Here is a 17,331-nt window from a genome sequence, read left to right as displayed (position 1 = left end):
GGCAATGGCGGGCGGCGGGACTTGAAACCGCCGCGATATTGGTTCACCGCTTGCCGACGATGGATCTCATGAACCGCACCGGGCAACGACGGCGGATGGGACCGGAGGGCGATGCGTCCTCCGCGTGGCTGTGGCTTGCCGGCTCGGCGCTGTGCCTGCTGCTGCTTCTCCTGCCGGAGGCGCCGGCGCTGGCGCAGGCAGACTGGTTTCGTCCCCCCGCCGATGTCGGCCAGCCCTCGCGTGCCGCGCCGCCGCAACGGGCGCGGCAGCCACCACCGCAGCCGCGCCGCCAGCAGCAGGCGGCGCCGGTTCGGCAGGCCCCGGCCCAGCAGCCGCGCGGATGGAACCCGTTCCAGCCGCTGATCGATTTGTTCCAGCCGCAGGATGAGCCGCGCTATGCGCCGGGTCGTCCGCGCGATCTCGGCCCGCCGCCGCCCGCTGTTGCCGCGCCGGCTCGCCCGGCGGTCGAAACGCCGGCCGAGCCGCGCGGTTCGGTCTATGCGACAGCCGCCGCCGCCCGGGCGGAACGGGGCGAGGATTTGAAGGGCATCGTGCTGGTGCTGGGCGATGAATATGCCGATGTGCTGGCACAGGGTCTTGCCGATGCCTTCGCTGCCGACCGCAAGGACATCGCCGTGGTCGGTCATGCCGAGTCCGGCTCGGGTTTCGCGCCGGCCGGCACCTATGATTGGATCAGCGAGGCGCGCCGTCTGGTCGCATCGGAGGCGCCGAGCGCGGTCGTCATGTTCGCCGGCAGCGCCGATCTGGCGCCCATCCAGGACACGGGTGGGGCGGCCGAGCTGTTTGACGAGCGCTGGCGGGCGATCTACGGCCGGCGTATCGACGAACTGCTGCTCGGGTTGAAGCTGCAAGGGCGTCCGGTGGTCCTGGTCGGGTTGCCGCCGGTCGACGATGCCGCCGCCAGCGAGCGCAATGCCCGGCTCAACGAGCTGCTCAGCGAGCGTGCCGAGCGGGCAGGGGTGATCTTCGTCGAGGTCTGGGACGGCTTCGTCGATGAGAACGGCCAGTTCATGATGTCGGGTCCGGCGGTGGACGGTCAGCGTCGGCGTCTGCGCACCGCCAACGGCCTCGGCTTTACCCGTGCCGGTGGGCGCAAGCTCGCCTTCTTCGTCGATCGCGAGCTCGGGCCACGCCTGGAGCATGAAGAATTGCCGGTGCCCGGCGATCCGGTGGCCGCGCGTCCCTCGATCATCATGCTGACCGGCGCCGGCGCCGGCATCAGCGCGCGCGCACTCGCCGGAGCGCCCGGGCCGGCCCCGGCCTCCCCGTCGCCGCCGCCTCCGGGCGAGGCGCAGGATGGCGCCCTGCGGCTGCTGGTGCGCGGCGAGCCGCTGCCGGCGGTGAGCGGGCGCACGGACGATTTCAGCTGGACGCCGCCGAGGCGCGCCGACGAGAGCGCGGCGGCGCAGGCGGCCCCCGAATCGACCGGCGCCGCCAAGACAGCGCCTTAGCGGCACCGTTTCGCGTGGGGGAGCGGCGCTACCGGCGCGCGTTACTGGGCGGCGACCTCGCGCGGCCAAGACAGTGTCGGGTCGGGTTCCCGCAACAATTGCTCGGGCACCTGGTAGGTGGTTCCCGGCATCGTCAGGCCGGTCCAGCGCAGGCGCGCCTTCCAAGGCGACAGATACTTGGCCACGTCGCTATGCCGGTTGGGCAACTGCGCCACGCCGTCGATGATCAGCGGATTGTCATAGAGCGAAAGGGCGGAGACGTAATCGTCATCCGTCAGGCAGATCGCCCGGGTTGGCGCGGGATTGGTCAGGAAGGAATAGTAGCCCTCCGCATAGGCGAGCTCGATTTCGCGTCCCATTTTGTGGAGCACCGTCAGCAGCGAGCCGGAATAATAGGCGCACTGGTGGGCGCCGCCGCCCTGGGTGCTGATGAAATGGAAGGTCCGCTTATAGAGCGAAGCTTTGAAATCGTTGACGCTGACACCTCCGAACCGCGATGCGTAGTCCTGCACGAGATCATCGAAGAGGAACACCGACGGAAATTCGTTGACCAGGGACAGGTCGTCGAATTCGGGCCGTAGCCTGACGTCGTTCGAATATCCGTCCTGGATATCCTTGATGCCATGCCGGATATACACGATGGTGTATTGGTCGCTCAGCCGCTCGAAAGTCTCTCGCAGGCAGGTGGTGTTGATGAAATTAATGGGTGGATTCTTCCACTCATTATTGAATTTGTTATGGACGATCAGGATAGGCTTCGCATCCAGGCTGTCCCGGAACGCCTCGTTGCTTTGCGCGATATCCAGCGTTCCCAGCTGCCGCATGACCGGGAACAGATGAAAGGGCGAGGGGCGCGCATAAATATGCTCGAGACCAACCGGCATCGGCGTGCTGATGCGCCGGTGAAGGCGCCGCTGCCGCCGTTCGACGATGGAGCGGCAATCCAGCGCTTCATAGAACATCGTCATGCCGGAAAAGGTGAGAATGTCGGTATTCTTGAGCAGCCCGGCCCGAGAAAGCCAGTTCGCGAACGGAAGAAATAAAATTATCTCCGCACCAAACTCCCCATCGAAAAAGATCGATTCGGGCATCTGCTTCTTGTTGAGGAGGGATGAGATAAAAGACTTCACGGCCATGTTAACCGTTCTCTCCGTTTCGTCTATTTTACGGCAGGACGCCTAGCGCAGATAGATGGTTCGCACGAACCCCGGCATTTTTCCATTTTCCCAGCGCAGCGAAACACCGCAACAATTCGCAAGCTCGACCAAACCAGGCACACAAGGCAATGCAGCTCTTGACGTGATATCGCCCATCGCCGGCTGTGGAACGCCGCGTTCGGCCGGATAGCGGGGGCGATGATCCGTGGCGAGCGTGTCGGCTCGACGGGCTTGGCATTCGGATGAAGGACGTCCGGCTTCATCGATCCGGCACGGTATGGGGCGTCGGATCGCTGAATGCGCTTTGGCGACGGAGCGTCGATGGAAAGGCCGCCGACGAAAACCCCCTCACATTCATGCCGACCGGCAAGGACGACGTCATTCTGCGAGATTTCCCTGGACGTCACCCGGCCGATTTCATCGTCGAGATCGATCTTCGATGTGTAGGCGGGTCTCCCGCAATAGAGCTTAAGCGGACCCATGCCGAATTGATCTCGATTCGCAAAAGTTCGAACTAATTCTACCTGACAAGGCATATGTTGGCTGCCGCCGTTCATCCTGCCCGAGCGGGACCAATCTATCCCATACTCGACCGAAGCTGTCACGTTGAGCCGCTATGACGGCGGGAGCGGGCAGGTGGCCACTTTCGCCATCACGTGCCGATGCTGCTTGCGCGACCGCATTGGCGGGGCCTTCGGGAGCGACCTTCCCGACGGCCGAGCGCGAGGATGGCGGCGGCGAAAACGCGCGGAGGAGACGCGGACACCGCGCTTCCAAGCCTCAAGCGGTGGGAACGGTCCCGCCGTCAATGACATATTCAGTACCGGTTATCGCAGCGGCACGCGTCGATGCCAGGAAGGCTATCAGATCGGCGACCTCGCCTGGCCTGGCAGGTCGGCCGAGCGGAATGCCGCCGAGCGAATTCATGATGATCTTCTTGCCGCCCTCATAATCGGTGCCGGCCTCCCTCGCGAGCCGTTCCGCCAGCGCCACGGCGGCGTCGGTCTCGATCCAACCCGGCGGCACGCGAACAACTCTGATGCCCTTGTGGGTCACTTCCTTCGACAGGCTCTTGCGTAGGTCGACAGCGCGCATGCTCGATCGGGTCGAACTTGTTCGATCATCGAAGATGGCCTAACGCCCAGAAGAGCAAGAACACACAAAAAGTAAGGTATTTACGGAAAAGTATGCCCCATCATTATACAAAAGAAACAGCAGCCGAGGGCGTCGAGAACGCGTTCAAGCTTCTTGAAGGGCGCTGGAAGCTGGTGATCCTGTTTCACCTCTTTGGCGGGCAGGTTCTGCGCTTCTCCGATCTCGACGCGCGATCCCGGGAATCTCCCAAAAAATGCTGATCCAGCAACTTTGGCAGATGGAAAAGGATGGGATTGTGCGTCGCATCGTCCACCATCAGGTGCCCCCGAAGGTCGAATACGGCCTCACGGACTGGGGACAAGCCCTGTGTCCGGCATTGGACGCGCTGCTCACCTGGGCGGCGCAGCGGGAAAGCATGGATTCGGAGCGCGAAGACGCGACGAGCCAGGGCTGAGGGGTATGAGCTTCATTGCAGGCATGACGGAGGATGGGCCGCCTGGGCGATCCGCCGAGGGCCGTCGGTGGCAGCCACCGCCGCAGGGCTTCCCTGGCGGCGGTGGGAGATGAAAGCGGCTCAGCGCGGCAGCACTGAGGCGCCCATCAGGAAGGTGTCGATGGACTGCGCCGCCTGCCGGCCTTCGCGGATCGCCCACACCACCAGCGACTGGCCGCGCCGCATGTCGCCGGCGGCAAACAGCTTCGGCACCGAGGTGACATAGTCGTTGTCGGAGGCGGCGACATTGCCGCGCTTGTCGAGCGTCAGGCCGTCGAGCGCCAGCATGCCCTCATGCACCGGGTGGATGAAGCCGAGCGCGATGAAGACGAGGTCGGCCTTGATGTGGAATTCGGTGCCGGCGATCGGCTGGCGCTTGGCGTCGACGCGGGCGCACTTCACCGAGACGACATGGCCCTTCTTGCCCTCCATGCCGAGCGTGGCGGCGGCGAATTCGCGCTCGGCGCCCTCGGCCTGGCTGGAGGAGGTGCGGAACTTGGTCGGCCAGTACGGCCAGATCGCCAGCTTGTCCTCCTTCAGCGGCGGCACCGGGCGGATGTCGAGCTGGTGGACCGAGAGCGCGCCCTGGCGGAAGGCGGTGCCGACGCAGTCGGAGGCGGTGTCGCCGCCGCCGATGACGACGACATGCTTGCCGCTGGCGAGGATCGGCTGCTCGGCGCTCACATCCTCGCGGCCGAGGCGGCGGTTCTGCTGCACCAGATAGGGCATGGCGTAATGCACGCCGGCGAGATCCTGGCCGGGCAGGGCCGGGTCGCGCGGGTGTTCGGAGCCGCCGCACATCAGCACGGCATCGTGGCTGTCCAGCAGCGCATCGAGCGGACGGTTGACGCCGACATTGACGCCGTAATGGAAGGTCACGCCCTCCGCTTCCATCTGCTGGACGCGGCGGTCGATATAGTGCTTCTCCATCTTGAAGTCGGGGATGCCGTAGCGCAGCAGGCCCCCGGCCTTCGGCTCGCGCTCATAGACATGCACCTCGTGGCCGGCGCGGGCCAGCTGCTGGGCGGCGGCCATGCCGGCCGGGCCGGAGCCGATCACCGCCACCTTCTTGCCGGTCTTGTGCACCGCCGGCTCGGGCCGGATCCAGCCCATCTTCCACGCCTTGTCGGCAATGGCCTGCTCGACGGTCTTGATGGTGACCGGCATATCCTCGAGGTTCAGCGTGCAGGCTTCCTCGCAGGGGGCGGGACAGATGCGGCCGGTGAATTCGGGGAAATTGTTGGTGGAATGGAGGTTGCGCGTCGCCTCTTCCCAATTGCCGTTATAGACGAGGTCGTTCCAGTCCGGAATCTGGTTATGGATCGGGCAGCCATTCGGCCCGTGGCAGAACGGAATGCCGCAATCCATGCAGCGCGAGGCCTGGTTGGCGACTTCCGAGTCCGGCAGCGGCAGGGTGAATTCGCGGAAATGGCGAATGCGGTCGGACGCCGGCTGATACTTCGCCTCGCGCCGATCGATTTCGAGAAACCCGGTAACCTTACCCATCGCGCCCTCTCGTCGGAGCACCGCCACTCTGGAGGCGTTCCAGCTCCGCAGCCAGATACATCAATTGTGCCATTTGGAAAATGACGACGCGGCATCGAGCCGCGCCGCCAACCGCGCCGGGGTCCACGGGGCCCCCGGCGCGGCCGGCGCTCGCCCGGTTCAGGCGGGCGCGGGGCGGCGGCCTATTCGGCCGCCTGCAACCCGCGCGCTTTCTCCATCTCGCGCAGCGCCCGCTGGTACTCGACCGGCATCACCTTGACGAACTTGCCGCGATACTCGGTCCAGTTGTCGAGGATGCTCTGGGCGCGCTGCGAGCCGGTATGGTGCAGGTGCTTGGCGATGAGCTGGTGCAGGCGTTCCTCGTCGCCATGGCCCATATCGGCCATGATGTCGATGCGGCCCTTGAACTCCAGGTCGCCGCCATGGTGGTGCAGGCGCTCCAGAAGGTCTTCCTCCTCCTCGACCGGCTCCAGGTCCACCATGGAGAGGTTGCAGCGGTTCTTGAAGCTGCCATCCTCGTCCAGCACATAGGCGACGCCGCCGGACATGCCGGCCGCGAAGTTGCGTCCGGTCTGGCCGATCACCACCACCACGCCGCCGGTCATGTACTCGCAGCCATGGTCGCCGGTGCCCTCGACCACCGCGATGGCGCCGGAGTTGCGCACCGCGAAGCGCTCGCCGGCGACGCCGTGGAAATAGACCTCGCCGGCCGTCGCGCCATAGAGCACGGTGTTGCCGACGATGATCGAGTTCTCCGGCACGATGGAGCTGTGGCCGGGCGGGCGCACGATGAGGCGGCCGCCGGACAGGCCCTTGCCGACATAGTCATTGGCCTCGCCGACCAGCGTCATCGTCACGCCGGCGGCGAGGAAGGCGCCGAAGGCCTGTCCGGCGGTGCCGGTCAGGTGGATGTCGATGGTGTCGTCCGGCAGGCCGGCCTCGCCGTAGCGCTTGGCGACCTCGCCCGACAGCATGGCGCCGACGGAGCGGTTGATACTCATGATCGGCGTCTCGATCCGCACCGGCTCGCCGCTCTCCAGCGCCGGCATCGCCTTCTCGATCAGCGTGCGGTCGAGCACGTGATGGATCGGGTGGTTCTGCCGCTCGGTATGACGGATGGCGACGTCCGGGCCGACCTGCGGCTTGGCGAAGATGCGGCTGAAGTCCAGCCCCTTGGCCTTCCAGTGGTCGATCGCCGGCTTCTGGTCCAGCCATTCGGAATGGCCGATCAACTCGTTGAAGTTGGTGACGCCGAGCGCGGCCATGATCTCGCGCACTTCCTCGGCGACGAAGAAGAAGTAGTTGATCACATGCTCGGGCGTGCCCTTGAAGCGCTTGCGCAGCACCGGATCCTGGGTGGCGACGCCGACCGGGCAGGTGTTCAGGTGGCACTTGCGCATCATGATGCAGCCGGCGGCGATCAGCGGCGCCGTGGAGAAGGCGAAATCATCAGCCCCCAGCATCGCGCCGATCACCACGTCGCGCCCGGTGCGCAGACCGCCATCGACCTGCAAGGCGACGCGCCCGCGCAGCCCGTTCAGCGTCAGCGTCTGGTGCGCCTCGGCGAGGCCGATCTCCCAGGGCGAGCCGGCATGCTTCAGCGCGGTGAGCGGTGAGGCGCCGGTGCCGCCCTCGAAGCCGGAGATGGTGATGTGGTCGGCGCGCGCCTTGGCGACGCCGGCGGCGACCGTGCCGACGCCGACTTCCGAGACCAGCTTCACCGAGACGTCGGCCTCGGGGTTGACGTTCTTCACGTCGTAGATCAGCTGCGCCAGATCCTCGATCGAGTAGATGTCGTGGTGCGGCGGCGGCGAGATCAGCCCGACGCCCGGCGTCGAATGGCGCACCTTGGCGATCACCGCGTCGACCTTGTGGCCGGGCAGCTGTCCGCCTTCGCCGGGCTTGGCACCCTGCGCCATCTTCAACTGGATCATGTCGGCGTTGACGAGATAGTCCGCGGTCACGCCGAAGCGGCCGGAGGCCACCTGCTTGATCGCCGAGCGCATGCTGTCGCCATTCGGCAGCGGCTTGAAGCGCGAGGCTTCCTCGCCGCCTTCGCCGGTGTTCGACTTGCCGCCGATGCGGTTCATGGCGATGGCGAGCGTGGTGTGCGCCTCGCGCGAGATCGAGCCGAACGACATGGCGCCGGTCACGAAGCGCTTGACGATCTCCGCCGCCGGCTCGACCGCCTCGAGCGGCACCGGCGCATGGCCGATCTCCGCCGCCTCGCGGATGCGGAACAGCGAGCGGATGTTCAGCGTCTTGTCGCCGGTCTCGTTCACCAGCCTGGCGAAGTGCCGGTACTTGTCCTGGGCGTTGCCGCGCACCGCGTGCTGCAGCACCGCGACGGTCTCCGGGTCCCAGGCATGCTCCTCGCCGCGCAGGCGGTAGGCATATTCGCCGCCGACATCCAGCGCGTTGCGGAACACCGGCGCGTCGCCGAAGGCGTCGCGATGGCGCATCGCGGTCTCTTCGGCGATCTCGGCGAGGCCGATGCCGCCGATGGTCGAGGCGGTGCCGGTGAAATACCTGGCGACCACCTCGTCGGACAGGCCGACGGCGTCGAAGATCTGCGCGCCGCAATAGGACTGGTAGGTCGAGATGCCCATCTTGGACATCACCTTGAGCAGGCCCTTGTCGACCGACTTGATGAAGCGCTTGACGATCTCGTACTCGTCGACCTCCTCGGGGATGTCGGCGCGCATGGCGATCAGCGTCTCGAAGGCGAGATAGGGGTTGATCGCCTCGGCGCCGTAGCCGGCGAGGCAGGCAAAGTGATGCACCTCGCGCGCCTCGCCGGTCTCCACGACGAGGCCGGCGGCGGTGCGCAGGCCCTTGCGGATCAGGTGATGGTGCACGGCGGCGGTTGCCAGCAGCGAGGGAATGGCGATGCGGTCCGGCCCGACCAGGCGGTCGGACAGGATGATGATGTTGTAGCCGCCATGCACCGCCGCCTCGGCGCGCTCGCACAGCCGCTCGACGGCGTCGCCCATGCCCGCCGCGCCCTTGTCGGACGGGTAGGTGATGTCGAGGGTGCGGGTGTCGAAGCGCTCTTCCATGAAGCCGATGGAGCGGATCTTCTCCAGGTCGGCATTGGTGAGGATCGGCTGGCGCACCTCGAGTCGCTTGCGGCGCGAGCTGCCCTCGAGGTCGAAGATGTTCGGCCGCGGCCCGATGAACGAGACGAGGCTCATCACCAGTTCCTCGCGGATCGGGTCGATCGGCGGGTTGGTGACCTGCGCGAAGTTCTGCTTGAAATAGGTGAACAGCGACTTCGACTTCTTCGACAGCGGCGAGATCGGCGTGTCCGTGCCCATGGAGCCGACAGCCTCCTGGCCGGTGGTCGCCATCGGCGCCATCAGCAGCTTGAGGTCTTCCTGCGAATAGCCGAAGGCCTGCTGGCGGTCGAGCAGCGACACGTCGGTGCGGACCTCACGGGCCTCCACCGCGCGCAGTTCCTCGAGCACCAGCTGGGTGCGCTTCAGCCACTCCCCATAGGGATGCTTGCGCGCCATCTCGGTCTTGACCTCCTCGTCGGGGACGAGGCGGCCCTCTTCGAGGTCGATGAGCAGCATCTTGCCGGGCTGAAGCCGCCACTTGGTGACGATCTCTTCTTCCGGGAAGGTCAGCACGCCCATTTCCGAGGCACAGACGATCTTGTCGTCCCGAGTGACCATGTAGCGGGCGGGACGCAGGCCGTTGCGGTCCAGCGTGGCGACGATCTGCCGGCCGTCGGTGGCGACGATGGCGGCCGGGCCGTCCCACGGCTCCATCAGCGCGGCGTGGTACTCGTAGAAGGCGCGCCGCTCCTCATCCATCAGCGGGTTGCCGGCCCAGGCCTCGGGGACGAGCATCATCGCCGCGTGCGGCAGCTCGTAGCCGCCCTGCACCAGGAATTCGAGCGCGTTGTCGAAGCAGGCGGTGTCCGATTGCCCCTCATAGGAGATCGGCCACAGCTTGGAGATGTCGTTGCCGAACAGCTCCGAGTCGACGGAGGCCTGGCGGGCCGCCATCCAGTTCACATTGCCGCGCAGCGTGTTGATCTCGCCATTATGGGCGACCATGCGATAGGGATGCGCCAGCGACCACGCCGGGAAGGTGTTGGTCGAGAAGCGCTGGTGGACGAGGGCCACCGCGCTCTCGAAATCCACGTCGTGGAAGTCGGCATAATAGGTGCCGAGCTGGTCGGCGTTGAACATGCCCTTGTAGACGATGGTGCGGCAGGACAGCGACACGACGTAATAGCCGGCCGTCAGCGGGTCCTTCGCCGAATAGATGACGTTCGACACCACCTTGCGCAGGATGAACAGCCGGCGCTCGAACTCGTCCTCGCTGGCGATCGCCTCGCCGCGGCCGATGAACACCTGCACATGGCTGGGCTCGGTCGGCAGCACGGTGTGGCCGAGATGCGAATTGTCGGTCGGCACCTCGCGCCAGCCGAGCACGATCTGGCCCTCCTCGGCGACGACGCGCTCGAAGGTCTCGCGGATGATCCGCTGGCCTTCCGCCTCGCGCGGCAGGAAGACGTGGCCGACGGCGTAGTGGCCGGGCGCGGGCAGCTCGAAGCCGAGCCGGGCCGCTTCCTTGGCGAAGAACTTGTGCGGGATCTGCACCAGCATGCCGGCGCCGTCGCCGGCGCGCGGATCCGCGCCCACGGCGCCGCGATGCTCGAGGTTGAGCAGGATCTGCAGCCCGTCCTTGACGATCTGGTGCGACTTGCGGCCCTTGATGTCGGCGATGAAGCCGACGCCGCACGAGTCCTTCTCGTTGCGCGGGTCGTAGAGGCCCTGCGCCGCCGGAAGGCCGGGGTCGATCACGGCTCGGTCGATGGCGGCAATGGGTTTGGCGATGGCGCGGTCCGTCGCGGCCGGACGCACCGTACCCTCAACGAAACTCGACTCGGCCATGCCGCCAAACTCCTCGCTCATCGGAGCCTCCCATGTGTTCGCCTCGCCGGTGGACATGCCGAGACATCCCGGCCCCGCGGGCTCACCGCCCGCAAGCATGCACACCAGCATCAAGATACGCTAGCATCGACTGTGCCATGCCGATGTGCCTCCATCGTGCAGAGCGGCAGCCTATCTGCCTGATAGGACAGTATGGTTGTCCTATCAATGCCGAACATGCCAGAAACCGCGCGCGTGGACAAGCGGGAGATAGCACTTTAGGCGCGGCATTTTTATCTCTTGTTGCGGGATCCGGCCATAACGCGCAATCAATGCCAATCCGAGGGTGGGGCGGACGCAAGCCCATTGCCCGCCGCCGCTGCGGAGCAGACGTTGCGCGGGTGGCCGGAGCCGGAGCCGTCTCAGCGGCGCCGCATTCCCCGGCTTTCATGGTTCACGGTTGGTAAGGCCTGCTGTTCAGCTGATCGTCAGCTGTTTTTTCTGGAATGCGGTTCGATGTCCAAGCTGCGCGCCCCGAAATTCTTCCGATACGCCGTGTTGTTGCCGGTGCTCGCCGCCGCCTTCGCCGCGGGCGCGGCCTGGCCGGTGCCGCCGGCGCGGGCACAGGTCTATTACCGTCCCTATGCGCCGCCGCCCGGCTATGTGCCGGTGCCTCGCTATGCACCGCGCGCCTATCCGGCGCCCGGCTCGGTCTATCGCCCGGCGATCGCGCCGCCTTATTCCCCGCCGGTGATGCCGCGGGCCGACATGCGGCCGATGCTGAGCTCGATGGGGCTGCGCAACATCTCGCGCCCACGCACCGACGGCCAGTTCTATGTCAGCGAGGCGACCGATGCGATGGGGCGCCGCGTGCAGGTGCGGGTGAACGCCTATTCGGGCGCCATCGTGTCGATGCGGCCGCTCGGTCCGGCGGTGCCGGTCACGCCGCCGGGAGCCGGCAGCACCCCGCTGCCGGTGACGACCGTGCTGCCGCCGCGCAAGCCGCCGCTGCCGCCCTCGCCGCATGCGCCGCTTTCCACCAACCTGCCGGAGGCCGGAGCCTCGACGCCGGGCGGCGCCCAGCGCCCGGTCGATCCGATGCCGTCGGCCTTGCCACAGATCTCGCCGCCGGCGAGCGGCGGCGCCTCGATTAACGCGCCGAAGCCGTCGGTCGCGGCGGTGCCCCCGGCAGGAAACGATCCCGCGCCGGCGGAGGCCGCAAAACCGGCGGAAGCCGCCGCGCCCGGCGCGGTGCGGGTCATTCCCGGCGTGGCGACGCCGCCCAATGCGGCCCAGCCGGGCAATGCGTCGACTGGCTCGGCTGCTCCCGGTCCGGCTTCGGCCAGCCCGTCATCGACGGGTGCCGCGCCGCCCGCCGGCGCGCCGGCGGTCGCGCCTGTGGTGACGCCGGAGACCGCGGCCAGGCCTCCCAATGCGTTGGAAGCGCGCGCCGGCGTCTCCACCGGTGCCGGTGCCGGAGCGGCGGAGGTGCCGGCCGGCACCGCCTCGGTGGTGGTGCGCGAGGTCAACGAGCCGCCACGTCCCACGCCCAAACCGCCGATACAGTAGCCAGGCACCGCACAAACCACAGGCACTCCGGGGGCGGGCAGGGCATCGCGCAAAGGGAGGGCATCGCGCGCAAACGAATGGCGCCCCGGGGGACCGGGGCGCCGACTTGCGTGCTTCAGCTTTAACGGATGCCGCGATTACGCGGCGACCTTGGCGTCGATCACCTCGGCGGGCGCCGCAACCTGCGGCACGCTGCCGGAGGTGATGGCGATCGAGCGGGGCTTCAGCTTCTCGGGCACCTCGCGCACGAGGTCGACATGCAGCAGGCCGTTGGCAAGCGAGGCACCACGCACCTCGACATGATCGGCGAGCTGGAAGCGGCGCTCGAAGGCGCGGGCGGCGATGCCCTGGTAGAGCACCTCGCCGGTGATGCCAGCGGCAGAGCCGGCCGATTCATCGACCTTGCGCTCGCCGCGGATGGTGAGGGTGTTCTCTTTCACGTCGATGCTGAGGTCGCGATCGGTGAAACCGGCGACCGCCACGGTGATGCGGTAGGCATTCTCGCCGGTCCGCTCGATATTGTAGGGCGGATAGGTCGTGCCGGCATCGACGCCGCCGACCTGGTCGAGCAGCGAAAACAGCCGGTCGAAGCCGACGGTGGAACGATAGAGCGGGGAAAGATCGAACGTACGCATAACATATCCTCCTGTGAAGCGACATGCAGGGATGACGGACCCTCTCGCCTGAGCCGGGTCCTTCTTCGTGCCGCCGATTGGCCGGCACCTCCTGGAAATAGGTGGGCGCGCGCGCTTCGCAAGAGGGGTGGAAAGCGAAGTCGCCGGTGAAAATCGACGGGCGGATGCGACGAAGATGAACGGCAGATGAACGGCCGGCTCGGCGGTAATTCAGTTCAAATCCGGCATGATTCCGGCCAAGGTGGTGTGCGCGGCGCTCGAGGCGCCTTGGCGGTGAACCGGGAGAGCCCTGGCGGTGATGGCGATGCTGCGCGTGCTGTTGGCGATCCTGCTGGCGTTGCCGGCCGGGCTGACGCTCGATGCGCGGGCGCCCGCCCTCGCCCAAACCTTCGCCCAGGCCATAGGTCCCTCGGGTGGGCCCTGGGCGGCGCCCTATGGCCGTGGCGGCCCGCCTCCGGGACCCTACGGGCCCTATGAGGCGCCGCCGGCCGGCGGGCGTCTCGATGGCGAGGCGGCGGCGCGGATGCTGCGTTCCCGCGGCTTTTCGGATGTATCGGTGCTGCGCCAGCGCGGCCCGACCATCCTGCTCGAGGCCAATGGCCCGCGTGGCGAGCGGGTGCAGGTGGTGGTCGATGCCGCCTCCGGGGCCATCAGCGGCATGAAGGTGATCGGTTTCGGCGCCCAGCGCTATTGAGGGCCGGAAGCCGCGGCAGGTAATCACAAAACTGTCACGAAACCCTGCGGAAAGCCTTGCCGGCTTGTGATTCGGCGTAGGGTTCGCTACTCACGCTTCCCGTTTCCTTCGAAGGTCTTCTTCACCCGCGAAATGAACCTCTTCAGCACCCCCGACAATCCCGTGCCCGACAGCGCCGAAAGCGGCATGCTGCGCACCGCCGATGGTGTGTCGCTGCGCTATGCCTATTGGCGCGCCGCCACGCGTGCGCGGGGCACGGTGTGCGTGTTTCCGGGGCGCACCGAGAAGATCGAGAAATATTTCGAGACCGCCGAGGACCTGCGCGGGCGTGGCTTCTCGGTGGCGGTGCTGGACTGGCGCGGCCAGGGCGGCTCGCAGCGCCTGCTGCGCAATCCGATGAAGGGACATGTCGGCGCCTTCTCGGACTACCAACTCGATCTCGAGGCGTTCATGCGCGAGATCGTGCTGCCGAACTGCCCCGCGCCCTATTACGCGCTCGCCCATTCGATGGGGGCGGCGATCCTGCTGGAATCCGCCCGCCTCGACAGACGCTGGTTCGACCGCATGGTGCTGTCGACGCCCATGCTGGACCTCGCCATGGTCCGTCATGAGCGTGCGGCCCGTCGTACCGCCCGTGTGCTGAACGCCGCCGGCCTGTCGCGTGTCTATGTGCCGCATAATGGGCGGCTGCGCGCGGGGGAACTGATCTTCGAGGGCAACCGGCTCACCTCGGATCCGGTGCGTTTCGCGCGCAACCTCGCCATCAGCGTGCAGCATCCGGTGCTCGATGTCGGCCCACCGACCATCGGCTGGGTGAAATCGGCCTTCGACCAGATGGACCGGCTCACCGATCCCGCCACCGCGCGGGTCATCCGCCAGCCCTTGCTGATGGTTGGGGCAGGAGCGGACAAGGTGGTCTCCACCCCGGCGATCGAACGGCTGGGCAGCCGCCTTATCGCCGGCGCGCATATCGTGCTGCCGGGCGCGCGGCACGAATTGCTGCAGGAGCGCGACGAGTTTCGTCAGCCCTTCCTTGCCGCCTTCGATGCCTTCATCCCCGGCAGCACCGCCGCGGCAGCCTGAACGAGGCGGCGTTCAGCCGTCCGCCAGCACCTTCAGCGCCTGTTCGTGCACCCGCTTGTCGCCGGCGGCGATGATGCGCCCGCCCCCCTGCGCCGGATTGCCTTCCCAATTGGTGATGATGCCGCCGGCACCCTCGATGATGGGGATGAGCGCAGCGATGTCGTAATCCTGCAACTCGGTCTCGATGACGAGGTCGACATGGCCGGCGGCGATCATGCAATAGGCATAGCAATCGCCGCCATAGCGTGGCAGCCGCACCTGCCGTTCCACTTCGCCGTAGCGGGCGCGGTCGGCCTCCTTCATCAGCCGGGGGCTGGTGGTCATCAGCAGCGCTTCGTCGAGCGAGGCACAGGGGCGGACCGACAGGCTGCGCGGTCCCGCCGGGCCGCGATAGCGGGCGCTCATGCCGTCGCCGTAGAAGCGCTCGCCGACGAAGGGCTGGTGCATCATGCCGTAGACCGGCGCGCCACGATGGGCGAGGCCGATCAGGGTGCCCCAGGCGGGCAGGCCGGCGATGAACGATTTGGTGCCGTCGATGGGATCGAGGATCCACAGATACTCGGCATCGAGATTGTGGTCGCCATATTCCTCGCCGCGAATCCCGTGCTGCGGGAAGGTTTTCTGGATGAGATTGCGCATCGCCTGCTCGGCGGCGCGGTCGGCGGCGGTGACCGGATCGAAGACGGCGCCCTTGTTCTTGTCCTCGACGCCGAGGGCGGTGCGGAAGAAGGGCAGGATGGCCTGGCCGGACAGGGTGGCGAGTTCGTGTACGAAGGCTTCGAAATCCACGGCGCCCATCTGGCTGCACTCCGTTCTGCCCGGTCGATGCCGCTCGGCACGGCGCCCCCTTCCATATCGGCCGCGCTGCCGGCCGGCAATGGCACGCGCGGGGGACGCCCATGACGGCACTCGACGTAAGGGAGTGATGAGCGTTCCTCATGGCAAAGCGCTTTTGGCGCCGCCCGAAGCTGCGCGTCAGGCGCATGGCTGCCATTCCGGCAAGATGAACAATTAGGCACGTTCGGCGATTGCCAGCGGCGGCCATTGCTGCCATATTATTGCGGTGCGGCAAGGCAATTGGCGTTGCCTCGCCGTCGCCCTCCTTGGGCGTTTCCTCCCTAGACTTGGGCCGCTCCGGCAACGTGAGCGGCCCCTTTCTTTTGTCCAGGGTGTTGTTTCCAGAAGATTTTTCCGAATTTTTCCCCGTATGGCGCCCTGCGATCCATGTGGCTGCCTCCCGGCTCTGCGGCAGGGAATCGTGGTCCGGCCGCGGCGGGCCGACGAATGGGCGCTTGATCGGCGGCCAGGCGCGGTCAGGGCGCGTTTCTCGTCACTTGCGCGTGATGCTCGCCACTCGCCTTTCGTTTCTTTCGTTTGCCCCTTGCGTCAGGCGCCTATCTCCTGCATATTATTGCGGTGCGGCAGCGTGATTGGCGTTGCGTTGCCGTCGCCCTCCTTGGGCGTTTCCTCCCTAGACTTGGGCCGCTCCTCCGGGACGCGGCCCTTTCTTTTTCTGCGCCGTCTCGCCCGCTCCAGATATATGCGGGATAAGACGAGCTTGCCCCGACCTCATTGTAGAATGACAAGGCGCGCTCGGCTTCCGGCCGATGTCGGCTCGATGGCCGCCAGCTGGAGACGCACAAGCGTACCGGCCCTCACGTAGGGGGCAGGCCACATCGCTGGTCCCGTGCTGTGCGCCACTCTTGCCATCTGATCGCGTCATTCCCTCAGCTGCCATGCTGAAAGCGCAGCCTCGGCGTGACAGCGCACCGGAATCGCACACCCTCATCGTTCCGTGTTGAGGGACGGCCCGATAGCGCAGCGATCAATTAACGCGACTCGGAAGCCCGCGCTAAAATGGGCGAAGCGGTAAAAGTGACTTCGGACTGCTTCCATTATGGACGACGGGTAGGTCGCTCGGGCTTGCCCGCTTCTTAAGCAGCGGACGCCGCGCACCTCCCTTCTATGCAGGTGCGCCGGCGCCATGTTCTCGATCGAGCCTCCCCGAATCGTGGCTCAAACGCGCAATCGGTCGCTCCAGGCCGTGGAAAGCCTCCCCCCGGCGGCAAGGCGCGCCCTGTTCGCCAAGCTGGTGACGTGCGTGAGATGGTCGCGCGCCGGTGGTCGCCGGCGGGCACGCCGGCCGCCACTTGCGAGGTCCCGATCGGCGCGGCGTCGCGAGTATTGGCAGATCCCTGCCTGAAGGGCGGAGAGCTGTGCAGCCGGGTGCTGTCTCTGAAATGCCCAAAGACGGCTGTCTTCCATATGCGGGAGTCCTGCGACGTGCCGGCGCGCCGAGTTGCCCCTGCAGGCGCGCGGTACCGGCGGCATGGTGGCCTTGAACGACAGGAGGCGGAGAGGGCGACGCCCCGTCATCCGGCGAAGCTGCTGCGTGGAATCGGGCCGGGGGCGGGCACTCAGGCGTCGATCGACGTCTTCCCAAAAAGAAAAGAGCGCGCAAAGACGGCCGGTTGACGCCTTGCAGCGCGGGGAGAGCGGCATGGCTCAGCGGAGCGACGTGCCGCTCGGCCGCTGCAAGACCACCGGGAGAGCCATGCGTGGCCATCTGAAGCGCCCGCCGTCGCCCGGCAAGACTGACGCGCACCGATGTCCGGCAACGGTGATCTGGCTGGCTCGCCTTCCCCTATAAGAGCGCCTAACAAAACCTCGTGCGGGCCCTGAAAGCGATGATGGCGGCGGCGATTGTGAGGAAAGCGCGATAGAGGTCGGCGTGGCGTTCG

Annotated in this window: 9 protein-coding genes and 2 pseudogenes; 5 read left to right on the top strand and 6 right to left on the bottom strand. The window is 66.8% G+C overall.

Features of this window, described 5'->3' with window-relative positions:
* The first annotated feature begins 68 nt into the window (after window positions 1–68).
* Window positions 69–1,472, top strand: a complete 1,404-nt coding sequence (locus J2X65_RS06355; protein WP_310199435.1) for a DUF459 domain-containing protein — start codon at window positions 69–71, stop codon at window positions 1,470–1,472.
* 41 nt (window positions 1,473–1,513) lie between these two features.
* On the opposite strand, the gene J2X65_RS06350 is transcribed toward J2X65_RS06355, so the two are convergent.
* Entirely contained in the window at window positions 1,514–2,608 is a 1,095-nt protein-coding gene (locus tag J2X65_RS06350; protein WP_310199434.1) for a hypothetical protein, read from the bottom strand.
* An 801-nt stretch (window positions 2,609–3,409) separates the two neighbouring features.
* Window positions 3,410–3,720 (bottom strand): annotated as a pseudogene (locus J2X65_RS06345) (SDR family oxidoreductase); the annotation flags it as partial.
* A 96-nt stretch (window positions 3,721–3,816) separates the two neighbouring features.
* On the opposite strand from J2X65_RS06345, the pseudogene J2X65_RS06340 reads away from it, so the two are divergent.
* Window positions 3,817–4,178, top strand: a pseudogene (locus J2X65_RS06340) (winged helix-turn-helix transcriptional regulator).
* A 120-nt stretch (window positions 4,179–4,298) separates the two neighbouring features.
* On the opposite strand, the gene J2X65_RS06335 reads toward J2X65_RS06340, so the two are convergent.
* The gene (locus J2X65_RS06335) at window positions 4,299–5,723 is read right to left on the bottom strand and encodes a glutamate synthase subunit beta (protein ID WP_310199432.1); all 1,425 of its coding nucleotides are present in this window, start codon (window positions 5,721–5,723) and stop codon (window positions 4,299–4,301) included.
* A 182-nt stretch (window positions 5,724–5,905) separates the two neighbouring features.
* Window positions 5,906–10,651, bottom strand: coding sequence for a glutamate synthase large subunit (gene gltB / locus J2X65_RS06330; protein WP_404977673.1), 4,746 nt, complete (start codon window positions 10,649–10,651; stop codon window positions 5,906–5,908).
* A 474-nt stretch (window positions 10,652–11,125) separates the two neighbouring features.
* Here gltB and J2X65_RS06325 point away from each other — a divergent pair, with 474 nt between their 5' ends.
* Entirely contained in the window at window positions 11,126–12,178 is a 1,053-nt protein-coding gene (locus tag J2X65_RS06325) for a hypothetical protein (protein ID WP_310199430.1), read from the top strand.
* A 137-nt stretch (window positions 12,179–12,315) separates the two neighbouring features.
* Here J2X65_RS06325 and J2X65_RS06320 read toward each other — a convergent pair whose 3' ends face one another.
* Complete coding sequence (locus J2X65_RS06320) at window positions 12,316–12,813, bottom strand: Hsp20 family protein (protein ID WP_310199427.1); 498 nt, start codon at window positions 12,811–12,813, stop codon at window positions 12,316–12,318.
* Window positions 12,814–13,111: 298 nt separating this feature from the next.
* Between J2X65_RS06320 and J2X65_RS06315 the strand changes: the two genes are divergently transcribed.
* Together J2X65_RS06315 and J2X65_RS06310 are read left to right on the top strand one after the other, a co-directional pair.
* Complete coding sequence (locus J2X65_RS06315) at window positions 13,112–13,507, top strand: hypothetical protein (RefSeq protein WP_310199425.1); 396 nt, start codon at window positions 13,112–13,114, stop codon at window positions 13,505–13,507.
* Window positions 13,508–13,639: 132 nt separating this feature from the next.
* A complete protein-coding gene (locus J2X65_RS06310) occupies window positions 13,640–14,590 on the top strand; it encodes an alpha/beta hydrolase (RefSeq protein WP_310199423.1) in 951 nt (316 codons plus the stop codon).
* A 12-nt stretch (window positions 14,591–14,602) separates the two neighbouring features.
* Here J2X65_RS06310 and hisN read toward each other — a convergent pair whose 3' ends face one another.
* Window positions 14,603–15,388, bottom strand: a complete 786-nt coding sequence (gene hisN, locus J2X65_RS06305; RefSeq protein ID WP_310199421.1) for a histidinol-phosphatase — start codon at window positions 15,386–15,388, stop codon at window positions 14,603–14,605.
* Window positions 15,389–17,331: the final 1,943 nt, after the last annotated feature.

This window comes from Ancylobacter sp. 3268, from assembly GCF_031456575.1.
Lineage (GTDB): Bacteria > Pseudomonadota > Alphaproteobacteria > Rhizobiales > Xanthobacteraceae > Ancylobacter.
The sequence above is the reverse complement of the archived record's forward strand: the minus strand, read 5'-3'. Positions and strand labels throughout refer to the sequence as shown.

Bases quoted from the DNA above. Each gene is read 5' to 3' on its own strand.
- J2X65_RS06355 (WP_310199435.1), top strand. From the start codon at position 69: ATGAACCGCACCGGGCAACGACGGCGGATGGGACCGGAGGGCGATGCG.
- J2X65_RS06350 (WP_310199434.1), bottom strand. From the start codon at position 2,608: ATGGCCGTGAAGTCTTTTATCTCATCCCTCCTCAACAAGAAGCAGATG.
- J2X65_RS06335 (WP_310199432.1), bottom strand. From the start codon at position 5,723: ATGGGTAAGGTTACCGGGTTTCTCGAAATCGATCGGCGCGAGGCGAAG.
- gltB (WP_404977673.1), bottom strand. From the start codon at position 10,651: ATGAGCGAGGAGTTTGGCGGCATGGCCGAGTCGAGTTTCGTTGAGGGT.
- J2X65_RS06325 (WP_310199430.1), top strand. From the start codon at position 11,126: ATGTCCAAGCTGCGCGCCCCGAAATTCTTCCGATACGCCGTGTTGTTG.
- J2X65_RS06320 (WP_310199427.1), bottom strand. From the start codon at position 12,813: ATGCGTACGTTCGATCTTTCCCCGCTCTATCGTTCCACCGTCGGCTTC.
- J2X65_RS06315 (WP_310199425.1), top strand. From the start codon at position 13,112: ATGGCGATGCTGCGCGTGCTGTTGGCGATCCTGCTGGCGTTGCCGGCC.
- J2X65_RS06310 (WP_310199423.1), top strand. From the start codon at position 13,640: ATGAACCTCTTCAGCACCCCCGACAATCCCGTGCCCGACAGCGCCGAA.
- hisN (WP_310199421.1), bottom strand. From the start codon at position 15,388: ATGGGCGCCGTGGATTTCGAAGCCTTCGTACACGAACTCGCCACCCTG.